This window comes from Streptomyces sp. NPDC104367 (assembly GCF_055583825.1).
The window spans coordinates 185890-207534 of record NZ_JBVJND010000009.1; the positions used below are offsets into that span (position 1 = coordinate 185890).

At 72.2% G+C, this 21645-nt stretch carries 20 protein-coding genes and 1 tRNA gene; 15 read left to right on the plus strand and 6 right to left on the minus strand.

Annotated elements, in window-relative coordinates; genetic code table 11:
- Positions 1–22 precede the first annotated feature (22 nt).
- The 3 genes from ACZ619_RS16075 (at position 23) to ACZ619_RS16085 (ending at position 2465) form a co-directional block, all read left to right on the plus strand.
- On the plus strand, positions 23–598 hold the full coding sequence (locus ACZ619_RS16075) for a GNAT family N-acetyltransferase (protein ID WP_469599019.1): 576 nt from the start codon (positions 23–25) through the stop codon (positions 596–598).
- A 99-nt stretch (positions 599–697) separates the two neighbouring features.
- On the plus strand, positions 698–1639 hold the full coding sequence (locus ACZ619_RS16080) for an intradiol ring-cleavage dioxygenase (RefSeq protein ID WP_469599021.1): 942 nt from the start codon (positions 698–700) through the stop codon (positions 1637–1639).
- 10 nt (positions 1640–1649) lie between these two features.
- Complete coding sequence (locus ACZ619_RS16085; RefSeq protein ID WP_469599023.1) at positions 1650–2465, plus strand: triphosphoribosyl-dephospho-CoA synthase; 816 nt, start codon at positions 1650–1652, stop codon at positions 2463–2465.
- A 66-nt stretch (positions 2466–2531) separates the two neighbouring features.
- On the opposite strand, the gene ACZ619_RS16090 is transcribed toward ACZ619_RS16085, so the two are convergent.
- A complete protein-coding gene (locus tag ACZ619_RS16090) occupies positions 2532–3992 on the minus strand; it encodes an aminopeptidase P family protein (protein WP_469599227.1) in 1461 nt (486 codons plus the stop codon).
- A gap of 106 nt (positions 3993–4098) precedes the next feature.
- Positions 4099–5484, minus strand: a complete 1386-nt coding sequence (locus tag ACZ619_RS16095) for a PP2C family protein-serine/threonine phosphatase (protein WP_469599025.1) — start codon at positions 5482–5484, stop codon at positions 4099–4101.
- A gap of 654 nt (positions 5485–6138) precedes the next feature.
- Between ACZ619_RS16095 and ACZ619_RS16100 the strand changes: the two genes are divergently transcribed.
- Together ACZ619_RS16100 and ACZ619_RS16105 are read left to right on the plus strand one after the other, a co-directional pair.
- Positions 6139–6813, plus strand: coding sequence for a bifunctional DNA primase/polymerase (locus ACZ619_RS16100; protein ID WP_469599026.1), 675 nt, complete (start codon positions 6139–6141; stop codon positions 6811–6813).
- Between the two features lie 55 nt (positions 6814–6868).
- Positions 6869–7462, plus strand: a complete 594-nt coding sequence (locus tag ACZ619_RS16105) for a hypothetical protein (RefSeq protein ID WP_469599028.1) — start codon at positions 6869–6871, stop codon at positions 7460–7462.
- Between the two features lie 245 nt (positions 7463–7707).
- Here the strand turns inward: ACZ619_RS16105 and ACZ619_RS16110 are convergent, their stop codons facing one another.
- From ACZ619_RS16110 to ACZ619_RS16120, 3 genes are all read right to left on the minus strand, one after another.
- Positions 7708–8673: a DUF5926 family protein gene (locus ACZ619_RS16110; RefSeq protein WP_469599030.1), complete on the minus strand. Its 966-nt coding sequence runs from the start codon at positions 8671–8673 to the stop codon at positions 7708–7710.
- 217 nt (positions 8674–8890) lie between these two features.
- Positions 8891–9529: an ATP-binding protein gene (locus ACZ619_RS16115; RefSeq protein ID WP_469599229.1), complete on the minus strand. Its 639-nt coding sequence runs from the start codon at positions 9527–9529 to the stop codon at positions 8891–8893.
- Positions 9530–9746: 217 nt separating this feature from the next.
- Positions 9747–10574 carry a glycerophosphodiester phosphodiesterase gene (locus ACZ619_RS16120; protein WP_469599032.1) on the minus strand — a complete coding sequence of 276 codons (828 nt, stop codon included), beginning with the start codon at positions 10572–10574 and terminating at the stop codon, positions 9747–9749.
- Between the two features lie 257 nt (positions 10575–10831).
- Here ACZ619_RS16120 and ACZ619_RS16125 point away from each other — a divergent pair, with 257 nt between their 5' ends.
- Both ACZ619_RS16125 and ACZ619_RS16130 read left to right on the plus strand, forming a co-directional pair.
- Positions 10832–12343 carry a S1C family serine protease gene (locus tag ACZ619_RS16125; protein ID WP_469599034.1) on the plus strand — a complete coding sequence of 504 codons (1512 nt, stop codon included), beginning with the start codon at positions 10832–10834 and terminating at the stop codon, positions 12341–12343.
- Between the two features lie 60 nt (positions 12344–12403).
- A tRNA-Ser gene (locus ACZ619_RS16130) sits at positions 12404–12490 on the plus strand.
- A gap of 136 nt (positions 12491–12626) precedes the next feature.
- On the opposite strand, the gene ACZ619_RS16135 is transcribed toward ACZ619_RS16130, so the two are convergent.
- Positions 12627–13502: a bifunctional DNA primase/polymerase gene (locus tag ACZ619_RS16135; protein ID WP_469599036.1), complete on the minus strand. Its 876-nt coding sequence runs from the start codon at positions 13500–13502 to the stop codon at positions 12627–12629.
- A 370-nt stretch (positions 13503–13872) separates the two neighbouring features.
- Here ACZ619_RS16135 and ACZ619_RS16140 point away from each other — a divergent pair, with 370 nt between their 5' ends.
- From ACZ619_RS16140 to ACZ619_RS16175, 8 genes are all read left to right on the plus strand, one after another.
- Positions 13873–14190, plus strand: coding sequence for a hypothetical protein (locus ACZ619_RS16140; RefSeq protein ID WP_469599038.1), 318 nt, complete (start codon positions 13873–13875; stop codon positions 14188–14190).
- Positions 14191–14344: 154 nt separating this feature from the next.
- Positions 14345–15517 carry an acyl-CoA dehydrogenase family protein gene (locus ACZ619_RS16145; RefSeq protein WP_469599040.1) on the plus strand — a complete coding sequence of 391 codons (1173 nt, stop codon included), beginning with the start codon at positions 14345–14347 and terminating at the stop codon, positions 15515–15517.
- Positions 15498–16442 (plus strand): bifunctional MaoC family dehydratase N-terminal/OB-fold nucleic acid binding domain-containing protein, encoded by a 945-nt coding sequence (locus ACZ619_RS16150; RefSeq protein WP_469599042.1) that lies wholly within the window; start codon positions 15498–15500, stop codon positions 16440–16442. The genes ACZ619_RS16145 and ACZ619_RS16150 overlap by 20 nt, the downstream gene beginning before the upstream one ends.
- A gap of 1 nt (position 16443) precedes the next feature.
- Positions 16444–17472 (plus strand): acyl-CoA dehydrogenase family protein, encoded by a 1029-nt coding sequence (locus ACZ619_RS16155; RefSeq protein ID WP_469599044.1) that lies wholly within the window; start codon positions 16444–16446, stop codon positions 17470–17472.
- Entirely contained in the window at positions 17462–17914 is a 453-nt protein-coding gene (locus tag ACZ619_RS16160; RefSeq protein ID WP_469599046.1) for a MaoC family dehydratase, read from the plus strand. Before ACZ619_RS16155 ends, ACZ619_RS16160 begins: the two co-directional genes overlap by 11 nt.
- Positions 17911–19077 (plus strand): lipid-transfer protein, encoded by a 1167-nt coding sequence (locus ACZ619_RS16165; RefSeq protein WP_469599047.1) that lies wholly within the window; start codon positions 17911–17913, stop codon positions 19075–19077. The genes ACZ619_RS16160 and ACZ619_RS16165 overlap by 4 nt, the downstream gene beginning before the upstream one ends.
- A gap of 168 nt (positions 19078–19245) precedes the next feature.
- Positions 19246–19803, plus strand: a complete 558-nt coding sequence (locus tag ACZ619_RS16170) for a SigE family RNA polymerase sigma factor (protein ID WP_469599049.1) — start codon at positions 19246–19248, stop codon at positions 19801–19803.
- A gap of 122 nt (positions 19804–19925) precedes the next feature.
- Complete coding sequence (locus ACZ619_RS16175) at positions 19926–21581, plus strand: long-chain fatty acid--CoA ligase (protein WP_469599051.1); 1656 nt, start codon at positions 19926–19928, stop codon at positions 21579–21581.
- The last annotated feature ends 64 nt before the right edge of the window (positions 21582–21645 follow it).

Consider the following 21645-nt stretch of genomic DNA (forward strand, 5'->3'; position numbering starts at 1 on the left):
ACACCCGCGCTAGGGTGCGCGCATGATTCTCAGAAAGATCAAAGAAAGCGCAATCAACCCCGGTGTGATTCTGCGTCCCATTGCCCTCGGCGACGCGAGAGCGCTGTGCTCCGCGTACGTGGACAGCCGACGTCATCTCGAACCCTGGGAACCGGTCAGACCGGAGTCCTTCTTCACCGTCGAGGGGCAGACCGAACGCCTCGATGGCCTGCTACGACAGGCCGCGGACGGGGTCGTGGTCCCCTTGCTCATGGAGTCGGCGGCGGACGGCCGCATCGTCGGCGCGATCACCCTTTCCGGAATTTCGCTCGGCCCTTTCTGCAGTTCCTACGTCGGCTATTGGGTGGCGGGCGATCAGCAGGGCCGAGGGCTGGCCACGGCCGCGCTGGACCGGGTCTGCGACATCGCCCGGGATGTCGTGGGACTGCACCGGATCGAGGCGTCCACCCTCATCGACAACACGACGTCGCAACGCGTGCTGAAGAAATGCGGGTTCGAGACGATCGGTGATGCCCCGCAGTATCTGCACATCAATGGGGAATGGCGGGACAGCCGTCTGTTCCAGCGGATCCTGCACGACCGGGACCCCGCCCTGTGACCAGCGCCTTCGCGCCGGTTTCAGCTTCCTGGGCGTTCACAGCTCGTTGCCAGCTCAACCCCATGCCCCTGACAAACGGGGTTCCTAGCTTCATCGGACATGACGGGAAACCACAAAGACACGTCGATCACCCGCCGCCGCGCCCTCGTGGTGTCCGGCGGCACGGTGGCGGCCGGCGGCCTCGCGGTCGCCGGCTTCCAGTCGGCCTTCGCCGACACGACCGACGCCAGTGCCGACGCGGATGCCACGGCCTCCGCGAGTTCCACCAGCAGTGAGTGCATGACGCTGATGAGCAGCGTCACGGAGGGCCCGTACTACCTCGATGGTGCCTTGGTGCGCAAGGACATCACCGAGGGCAAGGCCGGCGTTCCGCTGACCCTGCGCCTGACCGTCGTCGACGCCACCGACGGCTGCACCCCGGTCAAGGGTGCGGCGGTCGAGATCTGGCACTGCGACGCCTGGGGCTACTACTCCGGGTACACCACCGCGAACCCGGGCGGCTCGGCCCCCGCGGAGAGCGAGGAGGGCGACTCCGCCGACGACAACACGTACCTGCGCGGCTACCAGATCGCCAACGCCAACGGGGTCGTCAAGTTCGAGACGATCTTCCCCGGCTGGTACACCCCCCGCACCTGCCACATCCACGTCAGGGTGCACACGGGCGGTGAGAAGGCGGACGGCACCTACGAGGGCGGCACGATCAACTACACGGGCCAGCTGTTCTTCGCCGACGACATCGCCGAGGAGATCTTCACGCTGGAGCCCTACTCGAAGCACACCGGCGACTACACCGTCCTCGCCGACGACATGGTGTACGACGGCGGCGGCGCCTCCAGCGGTCTGCTGACCCTGAAGGCCGTGCACAAGAAGGACCCCTCGAAGGGCTACAAGGGCTTCCTGACCCTGGCCATCGACCCGGACGCCGAGGGCACGGGCGCGGGCAGCGGCGGCGGCACCCCGCCGAGCGACGCCCCGACGGGTACACCGCCGAGCGACGCCCCCGGCGGCAGCGCCTCCCCTTCGGCCTCCGCCTCCTCGTAAGGTAAGAGACATGACAAGCCGCGAGGACGACGCGCTGGCGCAGGCCGCGGTGGCCGCGCTCACCGGTCAGCTGGCGCTGGCCCCGAAGCCGGGGCTGCCCGACCCGCGTGACCTGGACGCCCGCAGCAGGCGCCGGGAGCACGACAGCCTGCGCTGGTCGGCCAGGGCGCTCGCGCCCGGCCTCGCGGCGATGGCCGCCTCCGCCCGGCGCACCGGCGAGGCCACGCCGCTGCTGCGGGCGGAGCTGGGTTCGATCGGCCGCTGCACCGAGCACTCCGTCGGCCTGGCCGGCGGCGGCCACAGGGGCGCCCTGTGGGCCCTCGGCCTGCTGGTCGCCGCGGCCGCCCTGGACCCCAGGGCCAAGGCCCGCGAGATCGCCGCCAACGCCCGCAAGATCGCCGCGTTCAACGACAAGGGCGCCCCCAGGCGGCCCTCCCGGGGCTCCTCGATCTCCGCGAAGTACGGCGCGGCCGGCGCCCGGGGCGAGGCCAGGGCCGGGTTCCCGCACGTGCGCCGGGCGCTGGACGCGCTCTCGGCCGCCCGCAAGGCCGGCGCCACCGAGGACCAGGCCCGCCTCGACGCCCTGGTCACCGTGATGTCCACCCTCCAGGACACCGAACTGCTCTACGACGTGGGCCCGCTGGGCCTGCGCCACGTCCAGGCGGGTGCCCGCGGCGTCCTGGAGGCGGGCGGCACGGCCACCCGGGAGGGAGCGGCGGCCCTCACGGCGTTCGACACCGACCTGAGGGAACGCGGCTGGAGCCCGAGGGGCAGCGCGGGCCTGATGGCCGGGGCGCTCTTCCTGGACGCCCTGCCCGCTCGGTGACATCCCCGCGGAACGCGACGAAGGGCCGGGCACCCACCCAGGGTGCCCGGCCCTTCTCGTTATGCGTCAGCCCTTCAGCGCGGCCATCCAGCTCTCGACCTCGTCCGACCGCCGGGGCAGCCCCGCGGACAGGTTCCGGTTGCCGTCCTCCGTCACCAGGATGTCGTCCTCGATCCGGACGCCGATGCCCCGGTACTCCTCCGGCACGGTCAGGTCGTCGGCCTGGAAGTACAGCCCCGGCTCGACCGTGAGCACCATGCCCGGCTCCAGCACGCCCTGCACATACGTCTCGGTCCGCGCGGCGGCGCAGTCGTGGACGTCCAGCCCGAGCATGTGCCCGGTCCCGTGCAGCGTCCAGCGGCGCTGCAGGCCCAGCTCCAGCACCCGCTCGACCGGCCCCTCCACGAGCCCCCACTCGACGAGCCGCTCGGCCAGCACCCGCTGCGCGGCGTCGTGGAAGTCGCGGTACTTCGCGCCCGGCTGCACCGCCGCGATACCGGCCTCCTGGGCGTCGTACACGGCGTCGTAGATCTTCTTCTGGAGCTCGCTGTACGTGCCGTTGACCGGCAGCGTGCGCGTGACGTCGGCGGTGTACAGCGAGTGCGTCTCGACGCCCGCGTCCAGGAGCAGCAGCTCGCCCGCGCGCACCGGACCGTCGTTGCGCACCCAGTGCAGCGTGCAGGCGTGCGGGCCGGCGGCGCAGATGGAGCCGTAGCCGATGTCGTTGCCCTCGACCCGCGCGCGCAGGAAGAACGTGCCCTCGATGTACCGCTCGCTGGTGGCCTCGGCCTTGTCGAGCACGCGCACGACGTCCTCGAAGCCGCGCGCCGTGGAGTCGACGGCCTTCTGCAGCTCGCCGATCTCCCACTCGTCCTTGACCAGCCGCGCCTCGGAGAGGAAGACCCGCAGCTCCTCGTCGCGCTCGGCGGTGACCTTGTCGGTCAGCGCGGCCTCGATGCCGGCGTCGTACCCGCGCACGACGCGCACCGGGCCGGTGGCCTCGCGCAGCCGGTCGGCGAGTTCGCGCACGTCGGCGGCGGGGATGCCGTAGAGCACCGCGGACTCGGTGAGGGAGTGGCGGCGGCCCACCCACAGCTCGCCCTGGCCGGAGAGCCAGAACTCGCCGTTCTCGCGGTCGGAGCGGGGCAGCAGGTAGACGGTGGCCACATGGCCGTCGCCCTTCGGCTCCAGGACGAGTACGCCGTCCTCGGTCTGGTTGCCGGTGAGGTAGACGTACTCGACCGACGCGCGGAACGGGTATTCCGTGTCGTTCGAGCGGGTCTTCAGGTTGCCCGCCGGGATCACCAGGCGCTCGCCCGGGAAGCGGGCGGACAGCTCGGCACGGCGGCGGGCGGTGTGCCCGGCCTGCTCGACGGGGGTCAGGTCGCGCAGCTCCGTGTCCGCCCAGCCGGACTTCATACTCTCGGCGAGCTCGTCGGACACGCCCGGGTACAGGCCGTTCTTGCGCTGCTTGATCGGCTCTTCCGACTCTGTCTCCGGGTTCTCCGGGGTGAGCTCGTCGGCCACGTCATCCTCCTCGACACTGCTGTGGATCCCGTCCATCGTACGTTCGTACCGAACGGCGTCCCAGGGTCGAGGGGCCCGTGACGATGTGAGACTGCTGACTGACCGGTCAGTCGAAGCGCGCGGCCAGCAGTACGACGTCCTCCTGGCCGTCCGCCGCGTCCAGCCCGTCCGGCAGCACCGTGCGCAGCACGTGGTCGGCGATCGCCCCGGGGTCCTGGCGCAGCGCGCGCGGGACGCTCGCGGCGGCCGTGTGCAGCCGGGCGAAGGCGCGGTCCATCGGGTCGCCGGTGCGGTGCAGCAGGCCGTCGGTGTAGAAGAGCACCGTTTCTCCTGCTTCGGCCTGGATCTCCACGCTGGGCGCCTCCCAGCACGCCAGCATGCCCAGCGGCGCGGACACGGAGGTCTCCGCGAACTCGGTGCGGCGCTCCCCGATCAGCAGCGGCGGGCTGTGCCCGGCCCCGGCCAGGGTGACCTTGCGCAGCGCGGGCTCGCAGTACGCGAACAGGGCGGTGGCGGACCGGGCCGGCTCGGTCAGCCGCAGCAGCAGTTCCAGATCGGACAGGACCGCCACCGGGTCCTCGCCCTCCATCACGGCGTACGCCCGCAGCGAGGCGCGCAGCCGGCCCATCGCGGCGACCGCGCTGGGCCCGGAGCCGGTCACCGAGCCGACCGCGAGCCCGAGGGCCGCGTCCGGCAGCGGCAGCGCGTCGTACCAGTCGCCGCCGCCGCGCGGGCCGGTGCGGTGCCGCGCGGCGAGCTGGACGCCGGCCACCCGGGGCAGCCGGGAGGGGAGCAGTTCCTCGGCGATGGTCGCCATGCACGCGCGCGTGCGCTCCACCTCCAGCAGCCGGGCCAGGTGCTCGGCGGCGTGGCGGACGTAGAGGCCCACGAGATGGCGCTGGCGCTCGTCCGGCTCGGCGGGCTCGGCGTACAGCCAGACGACGGCGCCGAGGCGGGCGGCCGCGTCGGTGGTCAGGGGGAGCGCGTAGCTCGCGGCGTAGCCGAGGCGGACGGCGACCTCGCGGTGCCGGGGATCGAGGCCGTCCTCGGCGAACAGGTCGGGGTGGGCCAGCTCGCCGGCGGCGCCGGTGTCGTACGGCAGCGCGGCGCGCGGGACGGTCTCCATGTGGCCGAGGTCCGCGCGGTCGAGGCCGAGGCCGAGCGTGGTGTGCGGGCCGAGCCCGTCGCCGGGTTCCAGCGCCACGACACCGCGCCGGGCGCCCACGAGGGCGGCACCGGCGCGCAGCAGTTCCTGGAGGGCGGGCTCCAGCCCGTCGGTGCGGGCGAGCCGTTCGGTCAGTTCGTGCAGCGTGGTGAGGTCGGAGACCCAGCCCGCCAGACGGTCCTGGAGGAGGGTCCCCGGGGCCGGGGCGGCGGCGGCCTTCGGCACGCAAGGTGCCGCGGGGGCGGGGGTTGCGGGCGCGACAGTGTGTGCGGGCGTGGGGACCGTTGAATCGATTCCAGCCACTTTCGGAGGGTGCGGGGCGTTCATCGCGTCCGGCTTTCAGACCTGTGCGTATTGCTCAAAAGCATCGCAAACCCCCATGTCTTTCTGCACCGCTAGCAGTGTCTCCACATGTACACGCACTCGTGAGGGGATGTCCAGCATTGTCCTGCCGGGATTCCTGGTGTCCGTGGGCCTCTTGAGAGGTTCTCCCGTATGGCTTGCACAAAAGCAAAGTTGGCTTAAAACTGACTCGGGCGACGGTTCACTGCGGTCGACTGGCCTAGCTCCACAGAGCGTCACAGCGGTCGTGATGGGTACGTACTCGGTGAAGGCCAGGGGCGGTTGGGGACCACCCGGAACCTGGCGACGGACCCGGGCGTCTTAACCACCGACGACCGTGCCCCATCCTCCCGTGGCGGAGGCGGAGAGAAACACTCGGAACGGCAAAACGCCAGACTTCGCCACCCCTACGCCGTGGCCGTGCTTTTGGCAGACGCAGTACAGCAGCAGTACGAGCAGCACGACGCAGTACTTGGCAGTACTTGAACGCGGGCGCGGCCCCCGCTCGAACCCACGGGGTTCCCCTTGCCCGGTGCAGGGGTGTGATGCGCCAACAGGTACGCACAGTGAAGTGATCGACACATGGTGTGATGTGGTCCACGGTGTTGCCAGCGGTGCAACGGAAAGGAACGAGCGCTCATGCGCGAGATCCTCGGAAGGCGACGCAGGCTCCTGTCCAAGCGGAACGACAAGGGTCCTGAGCTCCTCGACGCGGCCCTGACCTTCGCGACGGAATGGCAGTGGCCCGTACTCCCGGGCGTGGCCCCGGACCCGCAGGGCCGGGCCCGCTGCGCCTGCCCCGACCCGGAGTGCACGGTGCCCGGCGCACACCCCTTCGACCCCGGTCTGCTCGCGGCCACCACGGACGAGCGCATGGTCCGCTGGTGGTGGGGCAACCGGCCGACCGCGCCGATCGTCCTCGCGACCGGTGCCGCCGGCGGGGCGGCGCCCTGCGCGGTCAGCCTGCCGGCGCTCGCCGCGTCCCGTGCCCTCGCCCTGCTCGACCGCCGCGGCATGCGCCTCGGCCCGGTGATCGCCGCGCCCACCCGCTGGTCGCTGCTCGTGAAGCCGTACTCCATGGAGCAGTTGGGCGAACTGCTGTACGCCAAGGACTTCGTGCCCGGCTCGCTCCGCTTCCACGGGGAGGGCGGCTATCTCGCCCTGCCCCCCTCCGAGACCGGCCAGGGCGCCATCCGCTGGGAGCGCGCGCCGCTGCCCGGTTCGGCCAAGCCCTGGGTGCCCGATGTCGAGGCCGTGGTGGACGCCGTGGTGGACGCCCTCACTCGTACGGGTGTGAGCGCGCCCGAGTTGTAAGGGTGTCGGCCCGCGAGCGCCCTGGTCGCGGTGTTCCGCTGGCTATCTTCCGCACATGAACGTACGTCTGCTCGCCCTCGCGGGCGTCATGGTGTGCGCGGTGGCGCTGCCGCTGACCGTGGCGTCCGCGGGACAGGTGGGCGATGCCGCCGCGGAGCGCGATGGTTCCGCGGGGCGCGACGACCAGAAGCTGCCGGCCCCCACCCGCTCGCCCCTGCTGCTCGGCCTGGGCCTCGCCACGGCCGCCCGCTGCGGTCCCGAACTCACCTCCCCCGACGGGGTGGAGGCGCAGACCTGTGTGATGGCCCAGGGCGCGGACACCTGGGCGCGCACCTACTACCGCAACGCCACCGGGGCGGCGCTGGACGCCGTGCTCAGCCTCATGGGGCCGCAGGGCCGCACCGTGCAGACGCACTGCGACGCAGGCGGCGACGACGAGCCGGCCACCTGTGAGACGCCGAGGGAGCGTACGCGGGGCTCGCTGGACGCCTACACGGCCGTCGCGGAGTTCGCGGCGCGCGACGGCGCGGGAGCGCTGCTGCTGCGCGCCGGGAGCAACACCGAGCGCGACCCGCAGGGCAACTCCGCTCCGGCGGCCGGGGCCGCACCAGAGACTGCGACCAACTCCGATGCATCGAACGGCAGTTGACGCACCGTCGCGGTTCGTACAGTGTGCGCGGGCATGAAAAGGCCCGGTTGCTGGCGACGGGGGATGCACCAGCAACCGGGCTACTGAGACGGTAACAAGAGATCGGCGGTTCGCAAATTCGATCTCGGCTATTCGGACACGTATTTGCTTGCCGTGTAGGGAAGTTGTGACGGGAGTCACCCGATTCGACAGGTCCGGCGCGGCTGACCGACCGGTCAGCCGCGACCCTATGCCCGAGCTGATCGTCAGCTGAGCGTGACCTGTCGGTTGGTGAGCCCGCCGCGGGCTCGGCGCTCGTCCGCCGTGAGCGGTGCGTCCGAGGCCAGAGCGGTCGCGAGCCGCTCCGCGAACTCCGCCGCCGGCTTCTCCACGTCCTCCGCCGAGACCCCGCTCGGCAGGTCCCAGACCGGGACCACGAGACCGTGGGCACGGAACGAACCGACCAGCCGGGTGCCCTCGCCGAGGCCGGAACCGCCCGCCGCGTGCAGCCGCGCGAGAGCGTCCAGAAGCTGCTCCTCGGCATACGGCATGACCCACCGCAGATGGTTCTTCTCGGGCGTCTCGCACCAGTAGGCCGAGTCCACGCCGCTCAGCTTCACCGTCGGGATGGCGGCCGCGTTGGCCCGCTCCAGGGAGGCGGTCACGTCCGAGGTGGCGTTCTCCGCGTCCGGCACCCAGAACTCGAAGCCCTCGTGCACAACTGGCTCGAACGCGCCCTCGGGGTCGAGCAGATCCTGGAGCCGGGGGCTCTCGGCGGGGGCGCGCCGGCCCTGCACCGGGGTGCCCGGCTCGGCGGCGAGGGCGCGCTGCAGGGTGTCGGCGAGGTCGCGGCTGATGTCGCCGGAGGCCGTGTCGTTCTGGAGGCCGAGCAGGACCGTGCCGTCGTCGCGGCGCAGCGCCGGCCAGGCCATCGGGAGCACGGTGGCGAGCACGACCGACGGGACGCCCTCGGGCAGGCCGTCCTTCAGGGTCAGTTCGACCGTGGCGGCGGGCACCAGCTCGCGCAGCGCCACCCAGTCGCCCTCGCTCGGCAGCCCCTCGAACGGGCGGTGCACCAGCTCGGTCGCCGCGTGCGAGGCCGCCCGGCCGTGGCACGCCTTGTAGCGCCGGCCGCTGCCGCAGGGGCAGGGTTCGCGGGCACCGACGACCGGGATCTCTCCGTCGCTGAGCTGCGGCCGCGTGGCCTTCGTCTGGGGTCGCTTCTTGGCCATCTGGGTGTCTCCCGGTTACGGCTCGTCTCGTACTGGCGGGAGCCTAGCCGTTCACGCCCTGGGCCACGGGAACCTGTGGACAACGACCCCGACACGGGCCGCCCGCCCGGAGCCGACCACCCGAGTCGAACCACCCGGAACCGGCCCGCCCGGAACCGGCCACCCGGTACCGACTGCCCGGAGCCGACCGACCGGAGTCGGTCGGTCCGGTCGGCCGTCAGTCCAGGTCGTCGAACGCGTCGGCGAAGTCCAGTTCGGCCATCTCCGGGACGGAGGGGGCCAGGACGCGCGCGGCGAAGGCGTCGCGGCGGGGTCCGCCGCCCGCTTCCCGCGCGTTCTCGTGGACCACGACCCAGACGGTCACCTCGCCGTGGGCGTCGTCCCGGACGCCCCAGTCGTCGGCCAGCGCGGTGATGATGTTCAGCCCGCGGCCGCCGTGCGCCGTGACCGACGGGGTCATGGGAGCGGGGCGGGTCGGGCCGCCGCCGTCCGTCACCTCGACGATCAGCCGGCCGCGGGTGTCCACCCGCCAGGCGGCCCGGACGTCACCGTCCCCGGCCAGCGCGTCGCCCAGGGGGCGTCCGTGTTTGCAGGCGTTGCTCAACAGTTCGGAAAGGATCAGCACGGCATCGTCGATGACCGCTTCCGATACACCACCCGTGCGCAATTGATCGCGCATCCGGTGCCTGGCCTTCCCCACGCCCGCAGGGCCATGGGGTACGGCCATGCTCGACGACGTGGGCACCTCCTGTGCCACCACCAACGCCACCCCCGAGACCTCCTTTGCCCCACGCCACGGTGTGGATGCCCCCTTGGCCTGAACCGGAAACCGGCCAATGAATGCCCGGTGACGCATTCGCAACGATCGAATACGCACCGAACGCGCCGGAGCACTCCCTGTGACGGGACCGTCACCGTGCCCCCCGGCACGGCTTCGTGTGGCTTGATTTCGATGGTGTGGCCGAGAAGTGAGAATGGTGCGAGTGGGGCGCTTGGGTCAAGAGGTGCGAGGTGCCCTTACCCCACTCTTTATCTGAGGCTTATTCAGATCGGCACCCTGGGGCCGGCTCGGCTCAGCGCCCCAGCCGGCGCAGCACGGCCCCCGGCCGGTTCGTGATGATCGCGTCGATGCCGAGCTCGACACAGAGGTCGACGTCCTCGGGCTCGTTCACCGTCCACACGTGCACCTGGTGGCCGTTGCGCTTCAGTCGTTCCACGTACCCGGGGTGGCTGCGCACGATCCGGACCGAGGGTCCCGCGATCCGCACCCCGGCCGGCAGCCTGCCGTCCCGCAGCCGGGGCGAGAGGAACTGCAGCAGATAGACGGTCGGCAGCGTCGGCGAGGCCGCCCGCACCCGGGCCAGCGACCGCGCGGAGAAGCTCATGACCCGCACCGGCGACTCGGCCGCCGTCGCCGGAGCGTCCAGCCCGAACCGCTTGAGCAGGACCAGCAGCCGTTCCTCGACCTGCCCCGCCCACCGCGTGGGGTGCTTGGTCTCGATCGCCAGCTCCACCCGCCGCCCGGCGTCCGCGACCAGCTCCAGCAGCCGTTCCAGGGTGAGTACGGAGGTGTCCGCGCGGTCCTCGGGCCGGAACTCCCAGTCGGGCTCCTCGTCCCGTCCACGCCAGGCGGGTCCCTTGCGCCAGGCGCCGAAGTCCAGCGCGGCCAGCTCCGACAGCTCCAGCGCCGAGACCGCGCCGCGCCCGTTGGACGTACGGTTGACCCGTCGGTCGTGGACACAGACCAGGTGGCCGTCCGCCGTCAGCCGGACGTCGCACTCCAGGGCGTCGGCGCCGTCCTCGATGGCCTTCTTGTAGGCGGCCAGTGTGTGCTCGGGGGCGTCCTCGGAGGCGCCTCGGTGCGCGACGACCTGGATGCGGTGCTGTGGTGCGTGGGTCACCGCGACATGGTGCCACCGCGCGGGCGTGCGTGGGGCATCCCTGATGTCGGCAAAGGGAACTTTTGTCGGACAGGCCCTATATAAAGGTTGTCCGTGTACCCACAGCCACCGCTTATGGTGCTCTGACGGCCGGTGGGAAAAGCTGACGGCATACAAAAGCACATGCACAGCTGAATCGCGCCGGACCCGACAGCAAGCGTGAATGAGCGTGACCGAGTGCGACCGAGGACAACAGCCGTGGATCGAGGAGAAAAGCTGTGAGCACCGAGAACGAGGGCAACCCGGTACCCCCGGCCCCGTCCGCACCTCCCGTGCCGCCGGCGTCTCCCGCTGCTTCCCCGCAGGCAGCCGCGTCCGAGGGGGACGCGCCGACCACCCAGATCCCGCCGGCGCCCCAGAGCGCGCCCGGCGCGGCCACGGGTGACCCGTACGCGACCGCGCCGCAGCCCCCCGCGACCGCGCCGGACGCCTCGTGGCCGCCCCCGGTCCCCGAGACCCCTTCCTACGCGGACTCCGGTGCGGGCTACGCGGACCCGGCGGCGGCCTACGCGGACCCGGCTGCGGGCGCGGGTGCCGGCTGGGGCACGCCGTACGACCAGACGAACCAGGCCTACCAGCAGCCGCAGCCCGCGCCGAAGAAGGGCGGCGGGCGCGGCGGTCTGATCGCCGCCGTCCTGGTGGCCGCGCTGGTCGCGGGCGGCCTCGGCGGCGGGCTCGGCTACACGCTGGCGAAGAACAACGACAACAGCGGTTCCACGACCGTCTCCGCGTCCTCCGACGGCGGTGCCACCCAGGTCAAGCGCGCCGCCGGCACCATCGCGGCGGTCGCCCAGAAGTCGCTGCCCAGCACGGTCACCATCGAGGCCGAGTCGACCAGCGGTGAGGGCGGCACCGGCACCGGGTTCGTCTTCGACACCCAGGGTCACATCCTCACCAACAACCACGTCGTCGCCGACGCCCTGGACGGCGGCAAGCTGACGGCGACGTTCCCGAACGGCAAGAAGTACGACGCCGAGGTCGTCGGCCACGCGCAGGGCTACGACGTCGCGGTGATCAAGCTCAAGAACCCGCCGTCGGACCTCAAGCCGCTCGCCCTGGGCGACTCCGACAAGGTGGCCGTCGGCGACGAGACGATCGCGATCGGCGCGCCCTTCGGACTGTCCAACACCGTCACCACGGGCATCATCAGTGCCAAGAACCGCCCGGTCGCCTCCAGCGACGGCAGTTCCACCAGCAAGGCGTCCTACATGAGCGCCCTGCAGACCGACGCCTCCATCAACCCGGGCAACTCCGGCGGTCCGCTGCTGGACGCCTCCGGCGCGGTGATCGGCATCAACTCCGCGATCCAGTCCGCCTCCAGCGGCGGCCTGGGCAGCAGCGGCCAGTCGGGCTCGATCGGTCTCGGCTTCGCGATCCCGATCAACCAGGCCAAGTACGTGGCCCAGCAGCTGATCAAGACCGGCAAGCCGGTCTACGCGAGGATCGGCGCCTCGGTGTCGCTGGAGGACAGCACGGGCGGCGCGCAGATCACCGACTCCGGCTCGGGCGGCTCCGCCGCGGTCGAGTCGGGCGGCCCCGCGGACGAGGCCGGCCTCAAGTCGGGCGACGTCATCACCAAGCTCGACGACACGGTGATCGACAGCGGCCCGACCCTGATCGGCGAGATCTGGACCCACAAGCCCGGCGACAAGGTCCAGATCACGTACAAGCGGGGCGGCACCGAGCACACGGTGACCCTCACCCTCGGCTCCCGCGTCGGCGACAACTGACCCACACCCGCCCACGCGGACCGGTTACTCTGTTCCCCGCGCCGATCTCGGTCGGCGCGGGGAGGCGTGCCCGAGCGGCCGAAGGGAACGGTCTTGAAAACCGTCGTGGCAGCGATGTCACCGTGGGTTCAAATCCCACCGCCTCCGCACTGAGCGACACGAGCACGGCCCCCGACCAGGCACGACGGTCGGGGGCCGTCGCTTTCCGGAAAGGCGCTCACGCGCATGGGCGGCCCCAGGCGTGAGGTGTTCTCGGGCGTGAGGAGCCCTCGGGTGCGAGGGGTCACGGCCGGTGTCCCGTCATCCGCGCGGCCGACGCGATCGTCGCGCGGGCCTCGCGTTCGGTGAGGCCGGTGTGGACGGCCGCGTCGGTCAGCGGCGCCCGCAGGGCCCGGCCGATGCCGTTCTCGTAGGCCCGGCAGGCCGCCCAGAAGAGGCGGGTGTTGCGCTGGCCCTCGTGCGCGGCGAGGACGAACTGGATCAGGCCCTGGCCGCGGTCGCCGACCGACGGATGGGTCGCGGGGTGGGGCGCTCGCGGCGGTGGCAGCAGGAGGCGGAGCAGGGACGGCGGGCAGGGCGCCGGCACCAGGTGCTCGGTGCCGGGGGCGGTGGCGTAGACGCCGTGGGCGGTGCGGGAGCCGGGGCCGACGAGGTAGCCGCCGGCGCCGCGGATGTCGATGCCGGGCGCCAGACGGCTGGCCGAGTTGGGGATCACGGCGTCCGGCGGTCCGGTCAGCCAGAGGTGGCGGCCGCCGCTGGGCGTGAGCACGACGACCGTGGGCGGGACGGTGAACAGGTGCCGCAGCGCCAGTTCGCGCAGGGCCGAGGTGGAGTCGGTGCCGGACTTGACGTCCAGGTCGACGCCGATGAGCCGGTGCGGGGGCAGTCCGCAGGCGATGCCGTAGCCGGTCGCCCAGGGGGCCGCGGCGAACAGTTCGCGGATCCGGGCCGGGTCGGTGGTGGCGTCGTACACCCCGTGGCCGGGGCGGCCGCACTCGCCGTGGCAGGGCGGTCCGGCCGGGTCCGGATCGGAGCGGTGCGGGGAGCGCAGGGCCGGGAGCTTCGTCCGGGACAGGGGGATGACGGACAGGCCGCGCTCGGCGGCTGACAGGGCGTGTGCGAGGGCCAGGGTCGTGGCCTGCCGGTCGATGGTGGCCATGACTTTATTTTCGTACTCATGTTCGAAAAAGGGAAGGGGGAGCCGCCTCGACACGCCGGGGCCGGCGGATATGGCCGGAACGCTCCCGGGGTGATGCCGGAACGGTTCTTCTCTTGAGGTGCCCGGAGGGGGGAATGTCGGCATCGGTCATGACTGGGGCATGAGTCGACCAAAGGTGCCGAAAGGGGTTTATCGACTTGTCATCACGCTTGAGGGCGAATGAGGGCTTCCGGGATGGTTCGCCGGGGATCCGGTGGGCAACTCTGGTCTCGCGACGTCGATCACGAAGTCCGGGGCGGTTGGCCAACTGCCTCGGAAAAAGCCTTACTTGACGTACTTCCGGCACTGCCGGGCTCTGAGAGGAAACAACATGGCAAGCATCCGTACCGCCCGCGTCCTCGCCGCCGTCTCCGCGCTCCCGCTCGCCGCCGCGCTCTTCACCGGCGTAGCGGCCGCGGACAACGGCGCGGTCGCGGACAACGGATCGAGCGCCAACGCCGGCGTGGCCGGCATCGTCGGCAGCGGGGTCGGTCACGACAACAACGGCAACTCCTCCACCACCCAGCAGAACGCGGTGGGCAACGGCGCCTCCAACCAGAGCAACACCGCTCAGGTCAACGGCTCCGCCTGGACGGCCCTCCAGCAGGGCAACGAGAACGTCGCCGTCCACTTCACCAAGCTCTGGTAGCCCCCTCCGGGCCCTTGTGGGGTGTGCTCTGTGGGGATGGGGCGGTTACGTCCGCGCGGCGGTGCCTCGGCACCGCCGCGCAGGCGTTTCCCGGGGGTTCCGCCGCCCTGTTCGACCTTGACAGCGGACCGTATCTGACGGACAGTCAGAAATCATGCATCTGGCTCCCACCGAACGCCAGCAGCGGCTGCGCGCCGAACTCCGTGCCTATTTCCGGTCCTTGATCCCGGACCCCGCCCCCGAGGCGCCCGGGGAACGCCGCGCCCTGCTGCGCCGCATCGGCGCCGACGGCCTGCTCGGGCTCGGCTGGCCCGTGGCGTACGGCGGTCAGGGCCGGGGCGCCGACGAGCAGTTCGTCTTCTTCGACGAGGCGTACCGGGCCGGCGCCCCCGTCTCGATGGTCACGCTCAACACGGTCGGGCCCACGCTGATGAAGTACGGCAGCGACGAGCAGAAGGCCCGCTTCCTGCCCGGCATCCTCCGCGGCGACCTGGTCTTCGCCATCGGCTACAGCGAACCCTCCGCCGGCACCGACCTGGCCTCGCTGCGCACCCGGGCGGTGCGGGACGGCGACGGCTGGCGGATCGACGGGCAGAAGATCTTCACCTCGGGCGCCCAGCACGCCGACTGGATCTGGCTGGCCTGCCGCACCGACCCCGAGGCGCCCAGACACCGCGGCATCTCGATCCTCCTGGTCCCCGCCGACGCCCCCGGGTTCTCCTGGACGCCGATCGAGACGGTCGGCGGCCAGATCACCACGGCGACCTACTACGACGACGTCCGCGTGCCCGCCGGGAACCTGGTCGGCGCCGAGCACGACGGCTGGTCGCTCATCACGAACCAGCTCAACCACGAGCGGGTCGCCCTCGCCGCGACCGGTATGCAGGCCGAGGACTTCTACACGGCCGCCCTCGCCGTCGCCCGCACCCCCGATCCGGTGACGGGCCGACGCCGTGTTGACGAGCCGTGGATCCGTTCCAGGCTGGCCGAGGCGCATGCCCGGCTGGCGGCGAACCGCCTGCTCAGCTGGCGTCTGGTGGGGGACGTGGGGGCGGGCCGGCTGGCCCCCGCGGAGGCCAGCGGGGTGAAGTTCGCGGGAACGGAATCGGCGGTCGCGACGTATCGCATGTGTCAGGAGATCGTCGGAGAGGCGGCATTGGTCCGCTCCGGTTCGCCGGGGGTGTTCGGGGACGGCGGGCTGGAGCGGCTGAACAGGGCGGCACAGATCAACACGTTCGGGGGCGGGGTGAGCGAGGTGCAGCGGGAGATCGTCGCGACGATGCGGCTCGGGATGAGGAGGGGTGGCCGTGACCGGGGGGAACGATGAGTTCGCCGTACGGCTCAGGGTGTACGAGGGGCAGCCGGCCGCCGTCTCCGGCGTGGGCAAGGACCCGGTCAACGCGCCCATGATCCGGCACTGGTGCGAGGCGATGGGCGACACGAACCCGGCGTACGAGGGGCCGGACGCGACCGCCCCGCCCACCATGCTCCAGGCGTGGACGATGGGCGGCCTGTCCGGACACGCGGGGCGCACCGGCGCGTACGACGAGCTGATGGGCCTGCTCGACGGGGCGGGCTGCACCTCGGTGGTCGCCACCGACTGCGAGCAGGAGTACCTCAGGCCCCTGCGGCCCGGCGACGAGATCGGCTTCGACACGGTGATCGAGTCGGTGTCGGAGCGGAAGACGACCAGGCTGGGCACCGGCTACTTCGTCACTACCCGCACCGACGTCCGCGTCGGCGCCGAACTCGTCGGCACCCACCGCTTCCGCATCCTCAAGTACGCGCCGGGCGGCCGGAAACGGAAGGCCGGCGGCCGTCCGCGCCCGGTGGTCAACCGGGACAACGCCGGCTTCTGGGAGGGCGTGGCCGAGGGCCGCCTCCTCATCCAGCGCTGCGCCGCCTGCGGCACCCTGCGCCACCCCTGGCTGCCCGGCTGCAACACCTGCGGCTCCCTGGACTGGGACACCGTCGAGGCGTCCGGCGAGGGCACGGTCTACTCGTACGTCGTCATGCACCACCCGCCCTTCCCGGCCTTCGACCCGCCCTACGCCGTGGGTCTGGTCGAACTGGCCGAGGGCGTGCGGATGGTGAGCAACGTGGTCGGGGTGCCGTACGACAAGGTGCGGATCGGGCTGCCGGTCCGGGTGGAGTTCCGGCGGTACGACGATGACGCCGGGGAACTGGTCCTGCCCCTCTTCCGGGTCGTCGACGGACTCGGCGGTCTCGGCGGTCTCGGCGGGGAGGTCTGAGATGGACTTCACGCCCACCGAGGCACAGGCCGAGGCCCGGGACCTGGCCGCCAGGATCTTCGCCGACCTCGCCACCCACGAGCGGCTCGGGGCCGCCGGCACCGGCAGCGACCCGGAGCTGTGGAAGGCGCTGTGCGGGGCCGGGCTGGTGGCCGCGGTGGAGGAACTGGGCCTGCTCGGGCTGGTGCTGCTCCTGGAGGAGCAGGGGCGCACCACGGCCCAGGTGCCCTACGCGGCGAGCTGTGTGTACGGGCTGCTGGCAGTCGCCGCGCACGGGACCGCGGAACAGCGCGAGCGGCTGCTGCCGGGTATCGGGGCCGGGTCGGCGGTGGTGACCGGCGCCTTCCCGGCCCACACCGCCGTACGGCCGTCCGCGCGGGGCGGGCTGAGCGGCACCGTCCCCGTCGTCCCGTGGCTGCGCGACGCCACGCACGTCCTGGTCGCCGACGTGGAACGGCGGCTGTGGCTGGTCCCGCTCGGGGAGGGCACCGGCACCGAGCGCGTCGAGCTGACCGCGCCCTGGGCGGCCGGCCGGCTCACGCTCCTCGAGGCCCCCGCCGAGCCCCTCGGCACCGGCCCCGGCGCCTACGCCGAGGTCCTCGCCGCCGCCCGCACCGCCTTCGCCGGACTCCAGGCCGGTGTCTGCGCGGGTTCCCTGGCCCGGGCGGTCGCGCACACCAACACCCGGGAGCAGTTCGGGCGCCCGCTCGCCACCCGGCAGGCCGTGCAGCTCCGGGCCGCCGACGCCCACATGGACACCGAGGCGATCCGGGTGACGGCGTACGAGGCGGCCTGGCGGCGGGACGCGGGCCTGCCGTACGCCACCCACGCGCTGACCGCCGCCTGGTGGGCGTCCGAGGCGGGACAGCGGGTCGTGCACACCGGCCAGCACCTGCACGGCGGCGCGGGTGCCGACGTGGAGCATCCGGTGCACCGGCACTTCCTGTGGGGACGGCAGCTGGACGCGTATCTGGGCGGCGGGAGCGAAGTGCTCCAGGAACTGGGGGAGTTGATCGCGAGTGAGGACTGAGACGACGCGGCCGGCGGTGGGGACGGACCTGCCGCCCCTGGAGATCCCGATCACGCGGACGCTGATCGTGTCCGGGGCGATCGCCTCCCGGGACTACCAGGACGTGCACCACGACGCGGAACTGGCCCGCGGCAAGGGCTCGCCGGACATCTTCATGAACATCCTCACCACCAACGGCCTGGTCGGCCGGTACATCACCGACCACTTCGGCCCCACGGCGGTGCTCCGCGCGGTCGCCATCCGGCTCGGGGCGCCCAACTACCCCGGGGACACGATGGTGCTGACCGGCCGGGTCGAGGAGCTGGACGAGGCGACGGGCACGGCGAGGGTGCGGGTGGTCGGCGCCAACGCCATCGGCAACCACGTGACCGGCACGGTCACCGTCACCGTGGCCGTCGCCGCCGAGGCACCGGCACCCGTCGCCGTCGAGGGGGAGTCATGAGCGTGCGGGGCCGGGACTCGCTGGGCGGGCGGGCGGCGGTCGTGGGGATCGGGGCGACCGAGTTCTCCAAGGACTCGGGCCGCAGCGAGCTGCGGCTGGCCGCGGAGGCGGTGCGGGCCGCGCTGGACGACGCGGGCCTGGCCCCGGCCGACGTGGACGGGATGGTGACGTTCACGATGGACACCAGCCCGGAGATCACCGTGGCCCAGGCCTGCGGGATCGGCGAGCTGTCCTTCTTCTCCCGGGTCCACTACGGCGGCGGCGCGGCCTGCGCCACCGTCCAGCAGGCGGCGCTCGCGATCGCGGCCGGGATCGCCGAGGTGGTGGTCTGCTACCGGGCCTTCAACGAGAGGTCGGGCCGCCGCTTCGGTTCGGGCGTACGGCACCGGGAGCCGACCGCGGAGGGCGCGGCGCTCGGCTGGGCGCTGCCGTTCGGGCTGCTCACCCCGGCGTCCTGGGTGGCGATGACGGCGCAGCGCTATCTGCACACCTACGGGCTGACCCCGGAGGCGTTCGGGCACGTGGCCGTCACCGACCGGAAGTACGCGGCGACCAACCCCGCCGCCTACTTCCACGGCCGCCCCATCACCCTCGCCGAGCACGCGGCCTCGCGCTGGATCGTGGAGCCGCTGCGGCTGCTGGACTGCTGCCAGGAGACGGACGGCGGACAGGCCCTCGTCGTCACCTCGGTGGAGCGGGCGCGCGCCCTGCCGCATCCGCCGGCCGTGATCGCGGCGGCCGCGCAGGGGGCGGGCCGGGCCCAGGAGCAGATGACCAGCTTCTACCGGGACGACCTGACCGGGCTGCCGGAGATGGGCGTGGTGGCGAGACAGCTGTGGCGCACCTGCGGGCTCGCCCCGGCCGACATCGACGTGGGGATCCTGTACGACCACTTCACCCCGTTCGTGCTGATGCAGCTGGAGGAGTTCGGGTTCTGCGGTCCCGGGGAGGCGGCGGACTTCGTCGCGGAGGAGCGGCTGCCGCTGAACACCCACGGGGGCCAGCTCGGGGAGGCGTACCTGCACGGGATGAACGGGGTGGCCGAGGGGGTGCGGCAGCTGCGCGGCACGGCCGTGAACCCGGTGGAGGGAGCGGCGCGGGTCCTGGTGACGGCGGGCACGGGCGTACCGACGTCCGGGCTGGTGCTCACCCGGGAGGACTGAGCCCGTGCCCCTCGGAGGACGAGCCCGCAGGGGTGAACCCGTAGGACGACCGCCCCGTACTCCACCTTCAGGAGGTGTAGCCGACCCCACCCCTACAACCTGAGGGGGAGTCGCCTTCGGGACCTGCGGCCGATCCGCCGGAACACACCCCGCTCATAGCGTGGAGCCATGACCACACCCGTCTGCACCAGCGCTTCGGAGGCCGCCGTCCCAGCGGGGCAGACCCGGCCGTATCCGACGTTCGCGTCGTACGTCAGGGCCCGCCAGCCGGTCCTGCTGCGCACCGCCCGGTCGCTGACCGCGAACGCGAGCGACGCCGAGGACCTGCTCCAGACCGCGCTCGCCAAGACGTACGTCGCCTGGGAGCGGATCGAGGACCACCGGGCCCTGGACGGCTACGTGCGCCGGGCCCTGCTGAACACACGGACCTCGCAGTGGCGCAAGCGCCGCGTCGACGAGTTCGTCTGCGACGAGCTGCCCGAGCCGGAGCCGGTGGCCGGCGGGGACGACCCGGCCGAGCGGCAGGCGCTGCACGACGCGATGTGGCGGGCGATCACGAAGCTGCCCGCGCGGCAGCGGGCGATGGTCGTGCTGCGGTACTACGAGGACCTGAGCGAGGTACAGACGGCCGAGGTGCTCGGGGTGTCGGTGGGCACGGTGAAGTCCGCGGTGTCGCGTGCGCTCGGCAAGCTGCGCGAGGACCCTGAGCTGGTGCTCGCACGTTAGCCGTGTCGGTTGTCCCACACGCCGAGTTGTCCCCCGCCTAGTGACATACCGTCCGGTATGTGCGCAGAATCAGCGCAGCCCCTTTACCGCCGAGTAGGCAATGTCGCCCCCGGGAGGACGCCGTGCTGAGCACCATGCAGGACGTACCGCTGACCGTGACCCGCATCCTTGAGCACGGTGTGCTGGTGCACGGACGGTCCCAGATCGTCACCTGGACCGGGGAGGGCGAGCCGCAGCGGCGCAGCTTCGCCGAGGCGGGGGTCCGTGCCGTGCAGCTGGCGAACGCCCTGCGCGACGAACTCGGGGTCCGGGGCGACGACCGGGTGGCGACCCTGATGTGGAACAACGCCGAGCACGTCGAGGCGTACTTCGCCATCCCCTCCATGGGCGCGGTCCTGCACACCCTCAACCTGCGGCTGCCCGCCGAGCAGCTGGTGTGGATCGTCAACCACGCGGCCGACAAGGTCGTCATCGTCAACGGCTCGCTGATCCCGCTGCTGGCCCCGCTGCTGTCCAAGCTGCCGACCGTGGAGCACATCGTCGTGGCCGGCCCCGGCGACCGCTCCCCGCTCGCGGGCGCCACCGCGCGCGTCCACGAGTACGAGGAGCTGATCGCGGACCGGCCCAGGACCTACGACTGGCCCGAGATCGACGAACGCCAGGCCGCCGCCATGTGCTACACCTCCGGCACCACCGGCGACCCCAAGGGCGTCGTGTACAGCCACCGCTCCATCTACCTGCACTCCATGCAGGTCAACATGACCCAGTCGATGGGGCTCACCGACCGGGACACCTCGCTGGTCGTCGTGCCGCAGTTCCACGTCAACGCCTGGGGCCTGCCGCACGCCACCTTCATGACCGGCGTCAACCTGCTCATGCCGGACCGTTTCCTCCAGCCGGCCCCGCTCGCCGCGATGATCGAGAGCGAGCGCCCGACGCACGCGGCCGCGGTCCCCACCATCTGGCAGGGCCTGCTCGCGGAGCTGCTCGCCAACCCGCGCGACGTCTCCTCCCTCACCCAGGTCACCATCGGCGGCGCGGCCTGTCCGCCCTCCCTGATGACCGCGTTCGACAAGCTGGGCATGCGGGTCTGCCACGCCTGGGGCATGACGGAGACCTCCCCGCTCGGCACCATCGCACGGCCGCCGGCCCACGCGGTCGGCACGGACGAGGAGTTCGGCTACCGCCTCACCCAGGGCCGCTTCCCGGCCTCCGTCGAGGCCCGGCTCAGCGGCCCCGGCGGCGAGCACCTCCCCTGGGACGGCGAGTCCGCGGGCGAACTGGAGGTGCGCGGCCCCTGGATCGCCGGCGCGTACTACAACGGCCCCGACGCCGCTCTCCTGCGCCCCGCCGACAAGTTCAGCGAGGACGGCTGGCTGAAGACCGGCGACGTCGGCACCATCTCCCCCGACGGCTTCCTCACCCTCACCGACCGCGCCAAGGACGTCATCAAGTCCGGCGGCGAGTGGATCTCCTCGGTCGAACTGGAGAACGCGCTGATGTCCCACCCGGACGTCGCCGAGGCGGCGGTCGTCGCCGTCCCCGACGACAAGTGGGGCGAGCGCCCGCTGGCCACGGTCGTCCTCAGGGAAGGCTCGCACGCCGACTTCGAGAGCCTGCGCGCGTTCCTCGCGGAGGAGGGCAAGATCGCGAAGTGGCAGCTGCCCGAGCGGTGGACGGTGATCGAGGCGGTGCCGAAGACCAGCGTCGGCAAGTTCGACAAGAAGGTCCTGCGCAGGCGCTACGCCGAGGGCGACCTCGACGTCACCAGCCTGTAGACGTCACCAGCCTGTAGACGCCCCGCACCGGAGCGCCCCTGCGGGGGCGCGGGGAACCGCGCGA